The following is a 19,541-nucleotide window of genomic DNA, read 5'->3' as shown; positions in this document are numbered from 1 at the left end:
CCTAGAGGTTGAAGTAGTTGGCGAGCTCGCACCAGAGCATCGTTTGGTAGTAGCCCTCGAGCCCAACTCGTGCCGGATCTGAACGTTGTTTACGAACCATGCAGGGCGGAGCGAGGTAGCTGGATGGCACACGTGAGGTTGCGACCTTGTAGCTTGCCGAAGGAGTTGATAGCGTTGCGATGCTGGAAATTGGCTCATAGCGCCTGGCAACGCGCTTCCATCGAGTCCACGCCGAATATTCCCAGTTATCTTCCTCAATTTCCCGGTGAAACCTTGGATTCATATATCGAGTCGTCCGATCTACGAGCAGTCCTTTGGCTTCTTCGATATCACCTCTACTAAGTGCGTCAACTGCCTGCGACTGAATGTATCTTGGAGCGTCGAAATCGTTCTCACGAGTGAAGATCGGGGAGTTTGCCAGTAAAACGTGGGGGGTTTCTTCTGTATCGATCAGATAGATATGACTTTCTTCTCCGACGGAGCGTAAAACTGTTGTCGAAACCGGGGCCTGAAAAATACAGAGCTGACGTATTACGCTGGGTGTGTAATGAGGTGAGAGCGAATAAATAGTGATCGGATGAGTGCTCTTCTGGATAGGGGCAAACAGATTCACCGCGTCCTCGGTCAGGCAGCCTGCAGAAAAAACGGATTCAACGTGCTGTCCAGCCGCTTGTTCAGCTTCTACCCATACTCTTTCGCCATTCTCTGATGTGAGAGCCGCAGTGCGAAACGCTTCTGTGAGGCAAGTCGGAATTGAAATCGTGGGGCGACCTTTAGTATTCATGAAATCACCTGCAAAGTCTCTAGCATCCGGGGAAGTTGATCAGCGATTGAATTAATTGAAGTCGTTGTTGCGGTTGCTGTCGCATAGAGGCGGACAGTTCTGTTACTAACTGTCTGAGTCCAGGTCCACTGGATCGCTGTGTAGGAGAGTCCTTCGTCAACGTAAAGGCCGGTAGTCATTAGTGTGTCATCACTTGGGATCGGAAAACGTGTCTGTTCGATAGTCATCCAGCCGGGAATAATTTCATCGAGGGGTATCGGGCTTTCCCCCATTAAATCGATGGTCACGATGAAATTCGGTCGGAAGCCTGTCGTTTTTTCCGGAATTCCGACTGCAACAAAGAGAGCATCATCTAACGGGGAGCGGGGGTGCGCGGAGGTCGCGTTAACTATTGGCGGAATCTGTGGAGTGAGTATCGCTTTCGGATTCGGGAGAGATAACGCCCTCCACGTGTCGGGGAGTTCCATTGTCGCGGTTAAAGACATTGAGATATCTCCAAACGTGAATGTCAAAGTATTGACCTGGCTCGGTGTAGGAGCGATGATTTGGCGATTTTCATCGAGAAATCCTTGGCGCTTGTGCCACTGCCACTGCGCGTCTATGCAGTGAGGGACCGGGAGCGGAAGGAAATAGAGGACAGCAATGAGAAGAAAGAGAAGCCCGAGGATAGCAATGATAAGAACGAGTGAGTGCGGTGCACCAGCGCTGTCTAGAAGTATACCTGTGCCGCTGGAAATTGCGAATAAGGTCCATGCGAGGCGGCGTATGCTCGCTCCTCGTTTTGAATAGAAATCACTGGACATATCCCTCCAGAAAACAGCGATTTGTGCATCGCTGTATGTTTCTGAACACCAGATAATTAATCCGATGAGAAAGAGAATCAATCCTGGGAGAACCTTACCAACTTCGCTGCTCATTGCTAACTGTGCTTTCGACCGATGCTTATATGTCGAGATTTCGGTATTACTTGCCTTTATTGTGACCGTAAATCTTATCTGTTTCTAACGCATGGCGGTTCTGTTCTTCTGCTTCCTGGAAGGCTTGATTGACTGCTGTTGTTGCTTGGGAGACTCCAGCGCATGCAAGTGTGAGACCTGCGATAAGCCCGTTAATTTCTTGAATAAGTTCGTCGAGGGCTTCTTGGTGTTGAGTACCGGTAGAAATTGAGGCGAGCTTGCTATTTGAGAAGATCTCACCTGCAGCATCGCACTTTTTTGCGCCCTCGGTTACCTGTTCGGGGTTCCATTCGATAAAGTCATACATTTAATGGCTCCTAGTGTTTAAGCGTGTGTGGCGTGAAATTAAAGTAGGCCGCCAGTAAGCACCAGAGCAGTGTTTCGTAGCAGGGCTCTAGGGGAGCGTACTGTCTATTTACTGCCTTTGATGGTAACGAGGTAGTAGAGGATAGATAGCTCTCAGGAACTATAGGTGTTTCAAAGCGATAACTTGACGCTGGCGTGGAGAGTGCGGTAACGCTTGAAGTAGGCGCATAGGTCGTGGCTGTTCGCCTCCATCGTGTCCACGCTGTGTATTCCCACAGCCCGTTTTGTATATATGACGCGAAATTGCGGTACTTATCTTGAGCGGTGGAGTCAACAAGGAGCCTTTGTACTTGCTCGAAATTTGCGTGGCTCATTGCGCGAATTGCTTCATCAAAAATATAGTTCGGGGCGTCATTGTCCCCTTCTCTGGTGCGTAAAGGGCTATTTGCTAGGACCACATGAGGAACTTCCTCGGTATCAATGAGATATACGTGAGTTGTGTCGCCAACGCTACGAAGGACTGTTGAGTGGTCCTTTGCTTGGAATACGCATAACTTGCGTGTGGCATCGGGTGTATATGCGGGGGAGCATGAATAGAGGGTAATTGGTCCAGTGCATGCGGTAATTGGCGCGAGTAGCGCCTGCGCAGTGGGCGTTAGGGAGCTACCCGTCGATACTTCCGATAAGTGGCGCCCGGCGCGTGTTTCCACATGTTGCCATTCTTCAAAACCATTACGGGGGTCGATGGCCACACTGATCAAAGAGTGAGCAAAGGTTGTGGGGATAACGATCGCGGGGCGATTGGGATTTGGTGTATTGGTGTTCATTGTGTGATTTCTAGGCTACTGATCATGTCTGGGAGGTCGTCGGCGATGTGGTTGATGTTGGTTGTTGTCGAGGTCAGTGTGGCATAGACGCGGATATTATGTTCTGCAATTCTTTGTGTCCACGTCCATTGGATAGCGGTGTAGGACTGGTGGTCATCTATGTAGATTCCGCTTGACATGGTTGCGTCTGGACCGTGGATGGGGAATGGTATTTCCTCGATCGTTAGCCATCCTGGGATTGCGTCTTCCGGGGGAATGGGGTTTTGGCCGGTTGGTTCCATTGTGATGATGAAGTTAGGCCGGAACCCTGTGGTTCTTTCGGGGGTGCTGACAGCGATGAAGAGTGAGTTTTTGAGGTTGTTGAGTGTCGTCGATGTATGGGGGAGATGAGGGATGAGGGGAGAATTGGGGTTATTGAGATCGAGTGCTCTCCATGTCTCGGGGAGTTCCATGCTTGTTTTGATGGTCACGGTTTCACCTCCAAGGACGTACGAGCAATAATTGGTTTGGTGAGGGGTTGGGGGGATGATCTTCCCGTTTTCGTCAATAAGCCCGTGGCGCTTATGCCACTGCCACTGTTGGTCTACTATGTGCGGAATTGGAATCGGTAATAAATAGACGATGCTGAGTATGAGGAAGAAAGGAATACTTCCAGCAATAACCGATTGGATGTGCTGTGGCAGAGCGATCTTTATAGAAAACAGAAAGAGAGCACCTGAAATCATGCAAAGCATCCACAACGGAATGGCAATTTCGTTGACGCGCTGTGGCACATTCTCCTTGCTGTATGCCCGCCAAAACTGAGCCAATGGGGTGTCCGTATATGTCTCCACGTACCAGACGTACAGTCCCAAACCGCCAAAAGGAAGACCTAAAGCAGTAAAAAGAATGTTTGAATCCATAATTTCCCCTAAGAGGACAGCGCGTAACTGTTGAAAAGTGTTGCGCTACCGTTGATACGTCTAGCGGCATAAGCGTCGTTCGCTGCGTTGGTAAGGTTATCAATCAAAGTTTGGAATAGGGTGTCGGCAGCAAACATTGCATCAACATTTGTTGTGAAATCCCATGAGATTGTCTCAATCCCGTTGTAGCTTGATTGGGGAGTTCCGGACACAGTGTTGCTGAGGTGGGGTAAGCACTGCAGATTCAGGTAACACGCCACTTGCCTCCATATCGCCACTGACACGGTGCATCGATTCCTACATAACAGACACTACGCCGGAGACTGAAAGCATGCAAGCAGTTTCGACTTTCAGACTCCTGCTTTTAAATCTGTGTTGTTTTGATAGCAGATTAAAAAGTGGGTGGTGAGGTTTCGAGAACCTCACCACCCAGCACTTTTGCCTGCACTTGTCGTTACGCAGGCTGAGAAGTGTTTACTCTTCGCCGGTGTGATCCGCTCCGGAAATCGCGTAGTTGAAGAGCTGGTAGCGGTCGATTGCCTGCTGTACGACTGAAGGATCAATCTGGCCGCGGTCAGCCAGGGCCTTCAAAACACGAACCGTCATAGATTCGGCATCGATGTGGAACCAACGGCGAGCCGCGCGACGAGTATCAGAGAAGCCGAAGCCATCAGCACCCAAGACGTAGTAGTCACCGGGCACCCACTGACGAATCTGGTCGGGCAGAAGGCGGTCAAAGTCAGAAGACGCCACGAAGGGGCCTTCGGTTCCCTGCAGCTGGCTGGAAACGAAGGGGGTGCGCTGAGGCTCGTTCGGGTGGAGGAAGTTGAACTCTTCCACATCCAGCGCCTCGCGACGAAGCTCGGTCCACGAGGTGACCGACCAAACTGCTGCATCGACACCCCAATCACGTGCAAGCAGCTCTCGTGCCTCGCGTGCCCACGGCACGCCCACACCTGATGCGAGCAGCTGAGCCTTCGGGCCTCCGAAGTTCGCGTGATCATCGACTTTGTAGATGCCCTTAATAAGCCCGTTGACATCAAGGTTTTCGGGCTCTGCCGGCTGGTGAATAGGCTCGTTGTACACCGTCAGGTAGTACATGACATTCGGATCGCGTCCACCTGCATCGCCGTACATACGTTCAAGGCCGTCGGCCATGATGTACCGCAATTCGTAGGCATAAGCGGGATCGTATGTGACAAAGGCATGGTTCGTAGATGCCAGAACGGGGGAGTTGCCATCCATGTGCTGCAGGCCTTCACCGGTGAGGGTTGTACGCCCAGCGGTTGCGCCGACAACAAAGCCCTTCGACAGTTGATCGCCAGCAGCCCAGAACTGATCGCCCGTGCGTTGGAACCCGAACATCGAATAGAAGATGTAGAAGGGAACCATCGGCAGGTTGTGAGTGGCGTAGGCGGTACCAACCACCTGGAATGCTGCCGCACTACCGGCCTCGGTAATACCGGTGTGCATAACCTGACCTTGCTCAGACTCGCGGTAGGACAGCATCATATCTGCGTCAACCGGAGTGTAGGCCTGACCCGTCGTGTTGAAGATCTTCGCCGAGGGGAAGATTGCATCCAGACCGAAGGTACGTGCCTCGTCAGGAATGATCGGAACGAAGTACTTGCCAACGTTCTTGTCCTTGATGAGGTCCTTGATCAGGCGCACCAAAGCCATAGTGGTGGCAACTTCGAGCTTGCCGGATCCCTTGGAAAGGGCCTCGAAAGGCTTCGAAGGAAGCTCGGGAAGCTTCGGCTGGTGATCGCGGCGCTCGGGAACCCAACCGCCCAGCTTCTCACGCAGCTCCTTCATGTACAGCAGAGCAGGGTGATCTGCCGGCGGCATGTAATAGGGGGGCATGTAGGGATCGCGTTCCAGCTCTTCGTCGGTGATGGGAAGCTGCAGACGATCGCGAAGAAGCTTCGCGTCTTCCACGGTGAGCTTCTTCATCTGGTGCGTCGAGTTACGACCAGCGAAGTGGCTACCCAGCGCATAGCCCTTAATGGTGTGAGCCAAGATAACGGTCGGTTGACCGGTGTGCTCGGTTGCAGCCTTGTATGCCGCGTACACCTTTCGGTAGTCGTGACCACCGCGCTGCAAGGCCCAAATCTGATCGTCGGTCCAGTTTTGAACCATTGCTTTGGTACGCGGATCGCGGCCAAAGAAGTGCTCACGAATGTATGCACCATCATTTGCGCCGAAGGTCTGGTAGTCGCCATCCAGAGTTTCGTTCATCAAGTGAACAAGCGCATCATCCTTATCTGAGGCCAAGAGCTGGTCCCAACCGCGACCCCAGATGACCTTAATAACGTTCCAACCCGCACCCTTAAAGAAGGCTTCGAGTTCCTGGATGATCTTGCCGTTGCCACGAACCGGGCCATCAAGGCGTTGCAGGTTGCAGTTCACAACGAAAGTCAGGTTGTCGAGTCCCTGCTGCGCGGCAAGCTGAAGCATGCCACGAGATTCAGGCTCGTCCATTTCGCCATCACCTAAGAAGGCCCATGTGCGCTGCAATGAGGTGTCTTTAATGCCACGCAGGTGCAGGTACTTATCAAACCAAGCCTGGTAGATCGCCTCTGCTGGCCCGAGGCCAAGGGAGACGGTTGGGAACTCCCAGAAGTTAGAGAGTTGGCGAGGGTGGGGGTAAGAGGGGAGTCCGTGAGGAGTGGAGACCTGTTGACGGAATCCGTCCATCTCTTCTTCGGAAAGACGCCCTTCAATGAAAGCGCGTGCGTAAGGTCCGGGAGAGGCATGGCCCTGGAAGAAGACGTGGTCACCACCGCCCGGGTGATCCTTACCGCGGAAGAAGTGGTTGAGGCCAACCTCGTAGAGCGTTGAAACCGAGGCGTAGGAGGAGATGTGCCCACCGACCTTGACGCCGGGGCGCTGAGCCCTGGTTACCTGGACTGCCGCATTCCAGCGGATCCAGCGGCGGTACTGGCGTTCCATGGCCTCGTCACCGGGGAAGTAAGGTTCTTGATCGACAGGAATCGTGTTGACGTAGGGGGTCGTGTATTCCTGAGGAAGTTGGATTCCCTTACGGCGTGCCTCTTCGAGCATGTGCAGCAAGATGTAGCGTGCACGTGGGCCGCCCTTTTCTTCGATCAGGCCACTCAGTGACTCGACCCATTCTGAGGTTTCTGCGGGGTCATTGTCGGGTACCTGGCTGAGTAACCCGTTGACGACGGGGTGGTTCTCGCTCACTGGATCTCGAACTCCTCTGATTAACTTAGCGGAAGCGCCTGGTAGGGCACGCCCTCGTGCTTACAGGTCTATTTTGGTACCTGCGAGTGGAAAATGCGAGTGAAAATGGGACTTCCGGCCCATGATTCACGCCTCATTTGTTAAGGCCAAAGATGGTGCTTTGCTGAGAAAATCACAGGAATCGAGAGAAATAAAAAATAATTGCGCTGTGTGCATTACGATTGAAGCCGTGAAAAGCGATGTAACACTGTCTGTGTCGTGGCTCGAAGGGGAACTCCGGTGAGTGTCAAGCTAGGGTTCACGAAGGGTCAGATTATTCAAGAGTTCTACGTTGACGATGATGCGGATCAAGCGCTGCGCCAACTTGCTGAAGAAGAGAGCGGTCATCAGCTTGTCGATCCCGACTACGAAGATGTCGTCGATGGAGCGATCGTATGGTGGCGCGCGGATGATGCCGAAGAGGAAGATCTGGCGGACCTGTTGGTTGATGCCATGTCAAACCTTGACGATGGAGGACTGATCTGGGTCTTGATTCCCAAGCCTGGACGCCCCGGAACTGTCCCGGTTTCTGATGTTGAAGAGGCTGCTCACACTGCCGGCCTCCACGCGACTTCAGCGAGTGCGCTGGCTCCTGAATGGGCCGGAATCCGTCTCACCGCACGTTCAAGAAAGCACTGAGTTTTCGCGCGACTTCGTCTTGCGTGACCGCATTGCGCTCACTCTTTTGCAGTGTGCGCAATGCATCTCACAGCGTCTGATTCCAAGTAATTGCTGCTTGTACTCTATGCTGTACTGGTGCGTTCATTAAAGAACGTGCTTTGGGCCTTTAGCTCAGTTGGCTAGAGCATCTGGTTTACACCCAGAAGGTCATCGGTTCGAGCCCGGTAGGGCCCACAGAATTGGGGTCGGAAGCTTAAAGCTTCCGACCCCAATCTTTTTGTAGACCTACGCGGCGTCTACTCAGCGTTATGCGGCTGCGAACCCTCGGCCTCGTGAGATTCTTCTTGGGCTGCCTGAACGATCTCTTCGACGACGTCTTCTCCGGCGACAAGCTTGCCGGAAACGCCGCTGCCCAGCTGCTCCATCGCTAGACGTGCAACCAATTGCTGGTTTGTGGTCGTGCGTTGGGAACGAGCGCCGGAAAGGAAGCTGAAGAACCAGTTCACCAGCGTTCCCACCTGCGACTTAAAGCCAACGATATAGAGCAGGTGGAGGAAACACCACGAAACCCATGCCATGAAACCAGTCAGTTCCATCTTGCCCATCTGTACGACAGCCTTAAAGCGGGCAATGGTCGCCATGGATCCCTTGTCGAAGTATGAGAATTCACTTCGCTTGGGGGAGCGGTTGTTAAGGCGAGCCAGAACCGTATCTGCCGCAAAACGCGCGGACTGGATTGCTCCCTGTGCAACTCCGGGGACACCCGGGAAAGACATCATGTCGCCCAGGACAAAGATTTCAGGGTGGCCGGGAAGAGTCAGATCCTTATTGACCAAGACGCGGCCTGCTCGATCAACCTCAGCACCCGTGGCCTTTGCGATCTGTGCTCCAAGGGGGCTGGCTGAAACGCCTGCTGCCCATACCTTGCAGACACATTCGATGGTTTCTTCTTCACCTGATTTGTACTTCAGGGTCACACCTTCAGCATCAACATTGGTGACAAAAGCATCCATCTTGAGCTCAACGCCCAACTTTTCCAGTTCTGCCCAGGTCTTATGGCCAAGCTTCTCGCCGAAAGGCGGCAGCGGGAAGGAAGCACCATCGACCAAAATGACTCGTGCCTGAGTCGGATCGATACGCCGGAATTCTCCCTTGAGCGTCTTAGAGGCCAACTCTCGGATCTGTCCTGCCATCTCAACACCAGTGGGGCCCGCACCAACGACGACAAAGGTCAGGAGCTTCTCGACCGCAGCTGGGTCGGTCTCGATCTCGGCCAGCTCGAAGGCGCCGAAAATGCGCGCTCGTAGCTCGAGGGCGTCGTCGATCGTCTTCATGCCCGGCGCGAAGACCGCGAAGTGATCGTTGCCGAAGTAGGACTGGCCGGCGCCTGCTGCGACAAGCAGGGTGTCGTATTCTGTCTGCTCGTGCTTGTTGTGGTTACGCCACTTGACAATTCGGTTCTCGACATCAATATCTTCGACGAGCGCCTGGAAGATCTCGACGTTCTTTTGCTTGCGTAAAATTTCACGCGTGGTTGGTGCGATATCACCCTCAGAAAGAATTCCAGTAGCAACCTGATAGAGGAGCGGCTGGAAAAGATGGTGTGATGTACGGGCAAGAATGGTGATGTCGGCGTTTGCATGCTTGAGGCGACGTGCGGCAGTCAATCCTGCAAAGCCGGAACCAATGATGACAATACGATGACGCGACATATACCTTCCTTAATTAGATAAGGGAAAGCTTACTAAAATCCCTATTATCATCAAAGGCATACGTATGTGTTTTCACTCATCTCCGATTAGAGCATAAGGAGCTTATTGGGTTGACGCGGTTGAAGACCGAGCGATAAGTGTGGGTTCTTGATCGGAAACTGTGCGTGGGCTTTCGCCGTGTAGTTGCTCAAGGAGGAGTTGCGCACCCGCAAACCCAAGCGTTGCAGGATTTCGAGATATAGCAGTTACAGCGGGAGAGAACATTCCTAACATAGGGGAGTCTTCGCAGGAGCAGACCCTAATATCCTTACCGGTTTTCAGTCCCGCGTGAGTGATTGCCTGCAGGCCGCCTAAGGTCAGGATTTCGTTTGCAAAGATGATCCCGTCGGGGAGGTTGGTTGTAGCTAATAGTGCTCGTGTCGCATGAAGGGCCGAGGCCTCGGAAAACTCGTTATTCGCCGCGATAGTAATTGAGATTCCACGCTCCCGACCAAAATCGTGCAGGGTGGCAATGCGTTGCTGGATGTGTGTGAAGGATGAAGAGCCGCAGACGAATGCGATGTGTCGGCACCCTTGCTCGGCCAAGTGAAGTGCAAGAAGGCGCACCATCTGTTCATCGTCACCAATAACTGCGCCGCATTCATCAAACTTTTGCCCAATAACGACGGTCGGAAGCCCGTATTCGTTGAGTTTTGCCGGACGGGGATCGTCATCACGAGGGTCAACCACAATCGTTCCGTCGACGCGTCCTTGGGCCCACCAGTTTTCGTATGCCTTGAGTTCTTCTTCCATTGAGTGGGAAAGGTGAAGGAGAAGATCAATGCCGCTGTTGTCTAAAGCGTCTTGGACGCCGGTAATGAATTCAAAGAAGAAACGTTCTGAAGAATTATTGACACGTGGACGTTGTAAGACCAAGCCAATTGCGTTGGAACGTGAGGAAGAAAGTGCACGTGCTGTTGCATTTGGGCGCCATCCCATCTTGGCTGCGATATCGATTATTCTTGCTCGCGTGGTAGGCGAAACGCCGGGACGATCGTTGAGGGCGAATGATACGGCTGCGCGGGAAACGCCTGCTTCTCGCGCAATATCACGGATTGTTGGACGCGCCATCGCGACACCTTCTCTGGTCGTAATCGGATTGTTACAAGTTTACCTCGTACTAAACCGGATTAGTTGTTATTCTGAACGCAGTGCCTCGAAGTAGAGGCACTGCAGAAGACGGAGACGTGATGCACGATAATCAAGAAATCCTCATGCAGCGTGTGACACGCACATTGAAGGAACGAATCCTTCCGCGCGAGTACACGAAGATTTCTTCACTGCATGTCACTCAGTGGCGCCAGCCCTTAGAAGACGGTGTCATCTCGGAGCCAGTTCGTTTTGCACAGGCAATGAAAGCTGACTTCACTCCTTTTGAATTGGGACAGACATGGGGCGGAGCATGGCAGACAACGTGGTTCAAGCTCCACGGTCAAGTTCCCAACGACGTGGAACTTTCGCAAAGTCAGCGTCTTGAGCTTCGAATTGATCTGGGATTCGAAGAACACTCTGTAGGTTTCCATGCTGAAGCACTGGTAAGGGATCTGTCGGGGAAGACTATCAAGGCCCTGAACCCTCGAAGCCGGTGGCTTCCTGTCGCGCAAAAGGCAGGAAGTGACATTGACTACGTCATTGAGGCAGCGGCAAACCCCTTACTTTTGGGCATTCCTCCCTTCCAGCCCACTCACGATGGCGACAAGCTCACGGCTTCGCACCAAGAGCTGTACCACTTCCGCCAAGCAGACCTTGTCGTCGTCAACGAAGATGTCTACGGGCTGGCACTGGATATTCAAGTTCTGCACGAGATGATCGAGGCGGCGCCTCACTTTGGTGATCATGAATGGGATGTCCTATTGGGACTCAATCGTGCACTTGATTGCCTTGATCTTGACGATGTGGTTGCAACTGCCGGCGCAGCACGTCAACTTCTTCAGCCTTTTATGGAGGCGGCTGCTTACCCCGGAGCGCACCGAATCAGCGCTGTTGGCCATGCACACATTGACTCTGCATGGCTGTGGCCACTGCGCGAAACACGTCGCAAGGTCAACAGGACTCTTGCCAACGTCGTCCGTCTGATCGAGGACGGTTCTTCCTTGATCTTTGCCCTTCCTGCTGCCCAACATGCCGCCTGGCTTAAGGAAGACGACCCTGAACTTTTCGAACGCGTACGTGAGCTCGTTGCAAAGGGCCGAATCGTTCCCGTAGGCGGAATGTGGGTCGAACCGGATGCTGTTCTTCCCGGCGGTGAGGCAATGTGCCGTCAGTTGGTTGAGGGCTTGGACTTCTTTGAAAATGAACTTGGTGCCTCGTGCCAAGAAATCTGGCTTCCTGACTCCTTCGGCTATTCTGCCGCACTTCCTCAAATCGCCCGAGAAGCCGGAATTGAACGCTTCCTGACGCAAAAGATTTCATGGAACCAGGTCAATACCTTCCCGCACCACACTCTGTTGTGGGAAGGCATTGATGGATCGCGAATTTTTACGCACTTCCCGCCGATGGACACCTACGGTGCGGAAGTTACCGGCCAAAACCTCACTCACGCCGTCGAAAACTTCAAGGACAAGGGACATGCAAGTGTTTCCCTCATGCCCTTCGGCTACGGTGACGGTGGTGGCGGCCCCACCCGTGAAATGCTTGAACGCATTGACCGCTTCCGCTCCCTCCGCGGCGCGCCTGAAGTTGTCATGGAAACTCCCAAGGAGTTCTTTGATCGGGCGCTGGAAGACGCTGACCAGATCCCGGTGTGGGTCGGTGAGCTCTATCTTGAGCTGCACCGCGGCACTTTCACCTCACAGATCGATGCGAAGCAAGGGAACCGTCGCGGTGAATCAATCCTGCGCGAGACTGAACTGTGGTGTTCTTACGCTGCGATTCAAGGCTTGATGGATTACCCCTATGAGGAGCTTCGTTCCTACTGGCGCACCCTCTTGCTGTGCCAGTTCCACGACATCCTGCCCGGGACGTCGATCGCTTGGGTTTACCGCGAAGTCCGTGAGCTTCACAAGCAGATTCGTGAAGGCTGTGAAGCGCTCATTCAGAAGGCGCTCACGGTTCTCACTGCCTCAAATAAGGACAGCCAAAGCGGGGAATTGCTTGCTAATGCGTCCTCCTTCCCGCTTCACGGGACTGCACCTCTGTCGGTTACCGCGCCTGCAGAAGAAAAGGGCTCTCAGGGTGTTCACCTGCTCCAGGTTGACGATGGCTACGAAATTACGAACGCCTTCTTCAAAGCGCGTGTTTCTGCAAGTGGTGAACTGATCTCGCTGCGAGAAATTGAATCTGATCGTGAATGGATCCCCGCTGGTCAAAAGGCAGGAGAATTCCATATTCATCAGGACTTCCCGAATATGTGGGACGCTTGGGATTTGGATCCCTTCTACCGCAACTCCCTGCGTGTTGTCACTGACCGTTCAGTGTCCAATGTCGTCGTTGAACACGATCGGGTAGAGATTCATTCCACCGCGCGTATTGATTCTTCCAGCATGGAGCTGGTCTGGATTTTCACCTCTGGAAGCAAAGCAATTGACCTCCATGTTGAGGCCGATTGGCACGAGCACGAAAAGCTTCTCAAGCTTTCGATCCCGGTTGAACTCCACACCGATCATGCCCAGTACGAAACGCAGATGGGCTACATTACCCGTCCGACCCATGAGAATACCTCGTGGGATGCCTACCGCTTTGAGGTTTCTGCTCACCGCTGGGTCCGCTTGGAAAATGCCTCGTGTTCGTGGGCGATCGCAAATGATGCCACCTATGGGTGGGATGTCACGCGTCACCAAAATGACAGGCGAGGTACCTGGTCGCAGGTGCGTGCCACCTTGGTCAAGTCGGCCCGATTCCCCGATCCCGATCAGGATCAGGGGCACCACCAGTGGAATTTCAGGATCGTTCCCGATGCCTCGGTTCTTGAGGCAGTCGCTGCCGGTCAGCAGATTAACCTGGGTGAGCGAGAGGTCAGCGGCGCCCCCGTCGATGCTCCTTTCAGTGTCGATGGTGCGGTCGTTGAGTCTGTTGCCTTGGCTCCTGACCGCAGTGGTGACCTTGTGATCCGCCTGTACGAGGCCGAAGGTGGGCCCTCACGCGTCACATTCCGCGCCCCTAAGGCTGGCTCTGTCACCGCTTGCGATCTGCGTTACCGTCCGAGCGATAGCGAACCCGAGCTCCGCGGCGGCCAAGGGGAGTGGACCTTCGATCTGTCTGCATTCCAGATCACTACGCTGCGGGTTTCCTTCGCGAAGTGAATAGGTGAGTCGTCATGAAGTTCGGTGTGAACTACACTCCGCGGCAGGGATGGTTCCATTCGTGGTTGGATTTTGACTCCGAGGCCGTGCGGGATGATTTCCACGCGATCCGCGCTATCGGTGCTGACCACGTGAGGATTTTCCCGATTTGGCCGCTCCTTCAACCCAATCGCACTCTCATTCGCTCAAAGGCAATTGACGATGTTGCAACCGTGGTTGAAATTGCGGGGGAGTGCGGTCTTCAGGTGACTGTGGATGTCCTTCAAGGACACCTCTCATCTTTTGACTTCCTGCCTTCGTGGGTCACCTCTTGGCATCGACGCAATCTCTTCACTGACCCGGATGTCGTTCAAGCAGAACGCAATCTGGTCAGCGAGATGGCTCAGGCTCTGCGTGGTATCCCCGCCGCTAGTGGCTTGTCGATTGGCAATGAGTTCTTCCAATTTGCCGCATCGCGTCATCCTTTTCCTCACAAAGTAACTGAGGAAAAAGCAGGACGCTGGTTAGAGCAAATGCTCGGTACTGCCCGTGAAGAATGGCCCGAAGGTGTTCACACCCACAGTCATGATGACGATCTATGGTTTGAAAACGACCAGCCATTTTCTCCCCAAATGGCCACGTCATTGGGAGATCTCACCACTGTCCATTCATGGATTTTTGGTCGGGTTGGTCCGCGTCTTGGTGCTCGTGCCCCGCAGCTCGTGTGGTTTGCCCGTTACCTGTGCGAACTCGCAGCTGCGTGGGCCGAGGACCCCTCGCGTGGAGTATGGCTTCAAGAAATCGGTGCACCTGAGAACTACGTGGATCCAGAAGAGGCTCCTCAGTTCCTGACAGACACCGTAGAAATTCTCATGGGAGAACGAGGCGGCGGAGTATCTCCCGGCCTCGAAGGAGTCACCTGGTGGTGCTCCCACGATGTCTCCCGTGACCTCTCAGATTTCCCGGCACTCGAGCATTCCTTGGGACTGCTGGGACAGGATGGCAATCCAAAACCCATTGGAGAGGCCTTCCATCGTGCTGCTCAGCGTTGGGCGGATGTGCGAGCTCATGGTGAGCAACGTTCGTCCCTCCCCCTGACTGCACAGGAGTGGACGCGCGTCGACACCGACGCTCGGCACGAATATTTCGATCGCTGGATGGAACTCGCATTAGCGGGCGATGTCCGGCGTATCGAATTGAATCGTTCTTGTTATCGCTCTTTGGGTGAGAGCAAGGACGAGGAAAAGAATATTTTCCTCTCAACGTGGGATTCCTAATTCCACAGCGTTCATCGAAAAACCTTCGAAGGAGAAGACCATGCGTAAGACGCGCACTATCGTGACTGGCGTCGCACTTGCTGCGGCATTCAGCCTCGCTGCTTGCACCGGCGGATCCGGCTCAAGCTCCACCTCCAGTGCTTCTAGCTCAGCAGGCGGTACTACTGAGATTTCCTTCCAGACTTGGTCACTGAAGAACGATCGTTTCACCCCCTACTTCGAGCAGTTGGTGAAGGACTTCGAGGCTGAGAATCCCGACATCAAGGTCAAGTGGATTGATCAGCCTGGTGACGGCTACGAGGATAAGATCCTCCAGCAAGCTAACTCTGGTGAGCTTCCCGATGTTCTGAACCTGCCCCCGGGCTTTGCATACAAGCTTGCGGATACCGGACTTCTTGTCGACCTTGACAAGGTTGAAGGAGCGAAGGTCTCCGAGTATGTCGATAGTGCTGCGAAGGCTTACCAGTTCCCGAATATCGAGGGCCACTATGGATACCCCTGGTACCTTGGCACTGATCTGAACTGGTACAACGTCGGCAAGATGAAGGAAGTCGGTGTCGATACCTCTAAGCTTCCGACCACCCTCGACGAACTCTTCTCGATGGCTTCCGACGTTGCAAAGGCCAGCAACGGCGAGGTCAAAATGATCTCTTCCGTTCCAGATATTGGTACTTTCTCTGCTGCCGGTATTGATATCTACAAGGACGGCAAGTTCGTCTTCAACACCGATGAAGCTGCCAAGATCATCGACCAGTTCCAGAAGGCCTACAAGGATGGCGCAATGCCCGCCGAGGCGCTGAACGCCGACTACCAGGGCAATGCAGCACTCTACAAGCAGGGCAAGAGCACCTGGACAACCGGTTCAGCTGGCTTCGCATCCGCGCTTAAGGCAGATGCTCCTTCTCTGATCGACCAGACCGAGGTTACCCCGCGCATCGGCCACGCACCGGTGTTCATCCAGGGTATCTCTGTTGCAAAGAACTCTAAGAACCAGGCCGCTGCCGTCAAGTTTGCGCAGTACGTGACCAACACGAAGAACCAGGTTGAGTTCGTCAAGATCGCTCAGGGCTTCTTCCCCGGAACCAAGGCCGGTAACGAGAAGCCCGAGGCTTTCACCTCTGTTGTCTCGCTTGACTTGCAGAAGAAGGCTACTGAGCTGGCCGCAAAGGAACTGCCCAACACCGTTGAACAGTCTCCGCTGCAGTTCACCGACGAGATGGGTACCTACGTCAAGCAGCAGCTTGCTCTTGCCGTGAAGGGTGAAATCTCCTCGAAGGACGCCCTTGATAAGGCAGTCAAGTACTGCAACGACAACCTGGCAAAGTGATTCTCTGATCACTTGGTGGTGTTGGGAGCTAGCTTCTCCCAACACCACCGCCCCCGCCGCTCTTGTTATCAATGGCGGCACTGTGTACCGACTTCCTTTGGGATAAGGAGGAACAACACATGAAATCCCACTCAAAGCTAACTCCCTATCTTCTGCTTGCGCCGGCAGTCATTTGGGTCTTGGTATTTTCCATCTGGCCCTTCTTGAACACCGTTGTTCTTGCATTTACTGATGCGCGCCCGCTCAAGCCTGCCAAATTTATTGGACTGACGAATTTTGTCACTCTCTTCAGTGATGAGCGCTTTGGCTACGCTCTGACGACTTCACTGGTTTACGTTCTGGTCTGCGTCCCCCTCTTAACTTTCCTGCCCCTTCTTCTTGCGCTACTGGTTGAGAAGAAGGTCCCCGGAATTTCTATTTTCCGGACGAGCTATTACTTCCCGGTCATCGCCTCGGTCGTGGTAGTCGGTATCATCTGGTCCTGGCTATTTGACTCGAAGGGTCTTATTAACCAATCGCTTCAATTCGTCGGTATGACGGACCACTCGATTAACTTCCTCGTTGATCGCTGGCTCATTCTTCTGTCGTCAACGTCGCTGACAGTGTGGAAGGGCCTCGGCTACTACATGGTCGTGTATCTTGCGGCTCTTGCCGGCGTAAATAAGGAACTACACGAGGCTGCCGCACTGGATGGTGCGGGCGCGTGGCGTCGTTTCTGGACCGTAACCGTCCCTGCCGTCAAGCCAGCAATGTTGCTGATCTCAGCGCTCATTACGGTCTCGGCAATGCGAATCTTCTCTGAGATTTACGTGCTGACCAATGGATCTGGTGGGCCAGGCGGTCAAGCTCAGTCAATTGTGATGTTGATTCAAGCAACCGGAAAGGGACTCCGCGGAAATCTTGGCTATGCTTCCGCGCTGTCGGTAGCTCTCTTCTTCCTGACTATTGGTCCTCTCTTGCTGGTTGCGTGGATTAATCAGGGACCTGAAATCCGTGCTGCTCTTCGCCTGCGAAAGAAGTCCAAGGCGGCACAGAAGGCTCATGAATTAAGGCTTAAGGAACAATCATCTCTGAAGGAGACGAATGTTCACGTTGGACGCGAAGAACTTGCCGAGGCATGCGCATCAAACACGGAGGGGATCAGGCAATGAGTAACGCAACCGTGAATACTCGAAGTGAAACCCCCAGACGTGAGCTTCCATGGAAGCGACGTGGGGAAGCAGGTTTTGACAAGCCAACGCTTCCGACTTTTATCGGTCGTTATCTGCTGTTACTTTTCTGTTTCGTTATCACTGTTGGCCCCTTTCTTTGGGAACTTTCAACCTCCCTCAAAGGGCCTGGGGATGATATTTACGCCTTCCCTCCCAGCCTGATCCCCAGTAACCCAACGCTGGATAATTACTCAGAGGTTTTACGCACTGTCCCCGTTATCAGCTACGCGTGGCACTCGCTTCTTGTTGGTATTGGAACAGTGCTGACAAATGTTGTCTTCTCGACCTTTGCTGGTTATGCCTTCGCTCAGATGAAGTTCAGGGGCAAGGGGCTGTTCATGGCAATCATGCTGTCAACCCTGCTGCTTCCCGGTGAAGTGACGCTGACTTCTCAGTACCTCACTATCAAGTCTTTGGGCGCTGCGAACAGCCTTGTTGGGGTCTTCCTTCCGGGTGCAATTTCGGCGATGAATGTGCTGTTGATGTACACCGCAGCACGTGCAATCCCAAATTCGATTCTGGATGCAGCCGCAATTGACGGTGCAACCACATATCAGCGTCTTCGCCATATCGTGTGGCCAAACGTCAAAGGTATGGCATCGGTTGTTGCGCTCATGTCATTTATCGGTGCGTGGGATGACTTCTTGTGGCCGTTGGTTGTTTTGAACGAGCCCGAAAAGTACACCTTGACGGTTGGTATGCAGTATCTTCAGTCATCATTTGGTACAGACCAACGCGTCGTTGCAGCTGGAACAATGATTGCTTTGATCCCCTTGATCATTCTCTTTGCCTTTGCACAGAAGTACTTCTTCAAGGGCGTTGAGGCAGGCGGTGTCAAGGGCTGAGTATCGGGCAGTGATCGCTTTATGGGCTCTTCAGAGTTGAGTGTGGGTGGAGGCGTCTAGGCCTCCTGCGATGAGGAGCATTCGGAGTTGGTGGTTGGTGGGGTTGTGGTAGCCTCTGGCGGTGCGTCTGCCTAGTTCGATAATGTCCGTTGATGGCTTCGGTGGGGCCGTTGCTGGCTCCTCCTGTGTCGAGGTAGGCTAAGAAGGCGTCCTTCCACTTGCGTGGGGTCCGGCCCAGGCGGGTGATTTCGGGGATGGGATACGTTGGCAGGCTCTCGATGAGGTGTGCGGCCAGGCGTTGGCCTTGGACGGGTGTGGCTTGGTGGAAGACCTCGCGCACTTGCCCGGTGAAGGTAGGCGACTTCGACACTGATGTGCGCCTCATGTGCCGTGAAGGCTGCGCGGAGGCGTTCTTGTTGACGCTTCGTGAGCCGATCATGCGAGGCGCGTAGGAGAAGCCGGATCTGATAGAGGGGATCACCCTTGCGTCCACGGTGTCCCAGTGTTTCTTGCTGGACGCGGCGGCGTACCTCATCGAGAGCGTCCGCGGCGAGCTTGACGATATGAAAGGCGCCTGGCACGCTGGTTGCGTCTTGGAGCTGGTCGTCAATGGCGTTTTTATATCCTTGGAAGGGATCCAGCGTCGCGATCTGGATACCGGAGCGAAACTGTTCGCCGCGCTCGGCCAGCCAGTTCTTGTACACGGTGCCAGACCTTCCTGGGATCAGGTCCAACAGACGGGCCGTGGGGTGATCCTTCCCGCGTGTCAGGTCCACGATGCCGGTGAGTTCACGTGGGCCCCGGCGGCGTCGGTCTTGGTGGTGCCATACGTGCTCATCGACTCCCAGTACCTGAACCCCTGTGAAACGGGCGGGGTCATCAGATGCGGCTTGCAGGCACGGCTTGATATGGGACCACACGGTATTCCACGTAGTTGCCAGTTGTCGAGCCAATCCTGCAATGGTGGCTCCCTCGAAGCGCAGTTGACCAGTCGACCAGTGAATCGCCCGCATCCCCAGACGCGCCCTGGGAGCACACACCGAGTGGTTCTGCTCAGTGAAAGTCGCGATCTGGCAGGTGTGTTCGCGGCATATCCATCGGCGTTTGTGCCATCGGATCCGCACCGGGACCCCGGCCCAGGGCGCGTCGATCACCTCTACCACCACACGCCCGTGACCTTGAGCGATTACCCCACACCCGGGGCAGCCAACCAGCTGGTTGCATGACTCAATATCGAGCACCAGAGCCTGTGGGGTGCGGGCCACGCT

At 54.1% G+C, this 19,541-nt stretch carries 13 protein-coding genes, 1 tRNA gene and 1 pseudogene; 7 read left to right on the top strand and 8 right to left on the bottom strand.

Annotated features, from left to right (window positions below; genetic code table 11):
* Position 1: 1 nt before the first annotated feature.
* From KHW85_RS01965 to aceE, 5 genes are all read right to left on the bottom strand, one after another.
* The gene (locus KHW85_RS01965) at positions 2 to 784 is read right to left on the bottom strand and encodes a hypothetical protein (RefSeq protein ID WP_291458589.1); all 783 of its coding nucleotides are present in this window, start codon (positions 782 to 784) and stop codon (positions 2 to 4) included.
* Positions 781 to 1,701 (bottom strand): hypothetical protein, encoded by a 921-nt coding sequence (locus tag KHW85_RS01960; RefSeq protein ID WP_291458587.1) that lies wholly within the window; start codon positions 1,699 to 1,701, stop codon positions 781 to 783. The genes KHW85_RS01965 and KHW85_RS01960 overlap by 4 nt, the downstream gene beginning before the upstream one ends.
* Positions 1,702 to 1,747: 46 nt before the next feature.
* Entirely contained in the window at positions 1,748 to 2,047 is a 300-nt protein-coding gene (locus KHW85_RS01955) for a hypothetical protein (RefSeq protein WP_291458585.1), read from the bottom strand.
* A gap of 822 nt (positions 2,048 to 2,869) precedes the next feature.
* Entirely contained in the window at positions 2,870 to 3,775 is a 906-nt protein-coding gene (locus KHW85_RS01950; protein WP_291458584.1) for a hypothetical protein, read from the bottom strand.
* 474 nt (positions 3,776 to 4,249) lie between these two features.
* Positions 4,250 to 6,982 carry a pyruvate dehydrogenase (acetyl-transferring), homodimeric type gene (gene aceE, locus KHW85_RS01945; protein WP_291458582.1) on the bottom strand — a complete coding sequence of 911 codons (2,733 nt, stop codon included), beginning with the start codon at positions 6,980 to 6,982 and terminating at the stop codon, positions 4,250 to 4,252.
* A gap of 279 nt (positions 6,983 to 7,261) precedes the next feature.
* On the opposite strand from aceE, the gene KHW85_RS01940 reads away from it, so the two are divergent.
* A complete protein-coding gene (locus KHW85_RS01940) occupies positions 7,262 to 7,660 on the top strand; it encodes a DUF3052 domain-containing protein (protein ID WP_178707325.1) in 399 nt (132 codons plus the stop codon).
* Between the two features lie 142 nt (positions 7,661 to 7,802).
* Positions 7,803 to 7,876 (top strand) — tRNA-Val (locus KHW85_RS01935).
* Positions 7,877 to 7,938: 62 nt separating this feature from the next.
* On the opposite strand, the gene KHW85_RS01930 is transcribed toward KHW85_RS01935, so the two are convergent.
* Together KHW85_RS01930 and KHW85_RS01925 are read right to left on the bottom strand one after the other, a co-directional pair.
* Entirely contained in the window at positions 7,939 to 9,354 is a 1,416-nt protein-coding gene (locus KHW85_RS01930) for an NAD(P)/FAD-dependent oxidoreductase (RefSeq protein WP_291458579.1), read from the bottom strand.
* A gap of 102 nt (positions 9,355 to 9,456) precedes the next feature.
* Positions 9,457 to 10,464 carry a LacI family DNA-binding transcriptional regulator gene (locus tag KHW85_RS01925; RefSeq protein ID WP_291458577.1) on the bottom strand — a complete coding sequence of 336 codons (1,008 nt, stop codon included), beginning with the start codon at positions 10,462 to 10,464 and terminating at the stop codon, positions 9,457 to 9,459.
* A gap of 119 nt (positions 10,465 to 10,583) precedes the next feature.
* Between KHW85_RS01925 and KHW85_RS01920 the strand changes: the two genes are divergently transcribed.
* From KHW85_RS01920 to KHW85_RS01900, 5 genes are all read left to right on the top strand, one after another.
* Entirely contained in the window at positions 10,584 to 13,634 is a 3,051-nt protein-coding gene (locus tag KHW85_RS01920) for a glycoside hydrolase family 38 C-terminal domain-containing protein (protein WP_291458575.1), read from the top strand.
* Positions 13,635 to 13,648: 14 nt separating this feature from the next.
* Positions 13,649 to 14,890 (top strand): hypothetical protein, encoded by a 1,242-nt coding sequence (locus KHW85_RS01915; RefSeq protein ID WP_291458573.1) that lies wholly within the window; start codon positions 13,649 to 13,651, stop codon positions 14,888 to 14,890.
* Between the two features lie 40 nt (positions 14,891 to 14,930).
* A complete protein-coding gene (locus tag KHW85_RS01910) occupies positions 14,931 to 16,217 on the top strand; it encodes an extracellular solute-binding protein (RefSeq protein ID WP_291458571.1) in 1,287 nt (428 codons plus the stop codon).
* Positions 16,218 to 16,336: 119 nt separating this feature from the next.
* Complete coding sequence (locus tag KHW85_RS01905) at positions 16,337 to 17,368, top strand: sugar ABC transporter permease (RefSeq protein WP_291458569.1); 1,032 nt, start codon at positions 16,337 to 16,339, stop codon at positions 17,366 to 17,368.
* A complete protein-coding gene (locus KHW85_RS01900; protein ID WP_291458567.1) occupies positions 17,365 to 18,273 on the top strand; it encodes a carbohydrate ABC transporter permease in 909 nt (302 codons plus the stop codon). The genes KHW85_RS01905 and KHW85_RS01900 overlap by 4 nt, the downstream gene beginning before the upstream one ends.
* 19 nt (positions 18,274 to 18,292) lie before the next feature.
* On the opposite strand, the pseudogene KHW85_RS01895 reads toward KHW85_RS01900, so the two are convergent.
* Positions 18,293 to 19,427: pseudogene (locus KHW85_RS01895) on the bottom strand (ISL3 family transposase).
* Positions 19,428 to 19,541 lie beyond the last annotated feature (114 nt).

It is taken from the genome of Actinomyces sp. oral taxon 181 (assembly GCF_018370895.1).
GTDB lineage: Bacteria > Actinomycetota > Actinomycetes > Actinomycetales > Actinomycetaceae > Pauljensenia.
Note: the sequence above shows the minus strand (reverse complement) of the source record. Positions and strands in the feature narration are given on the sequence as shown.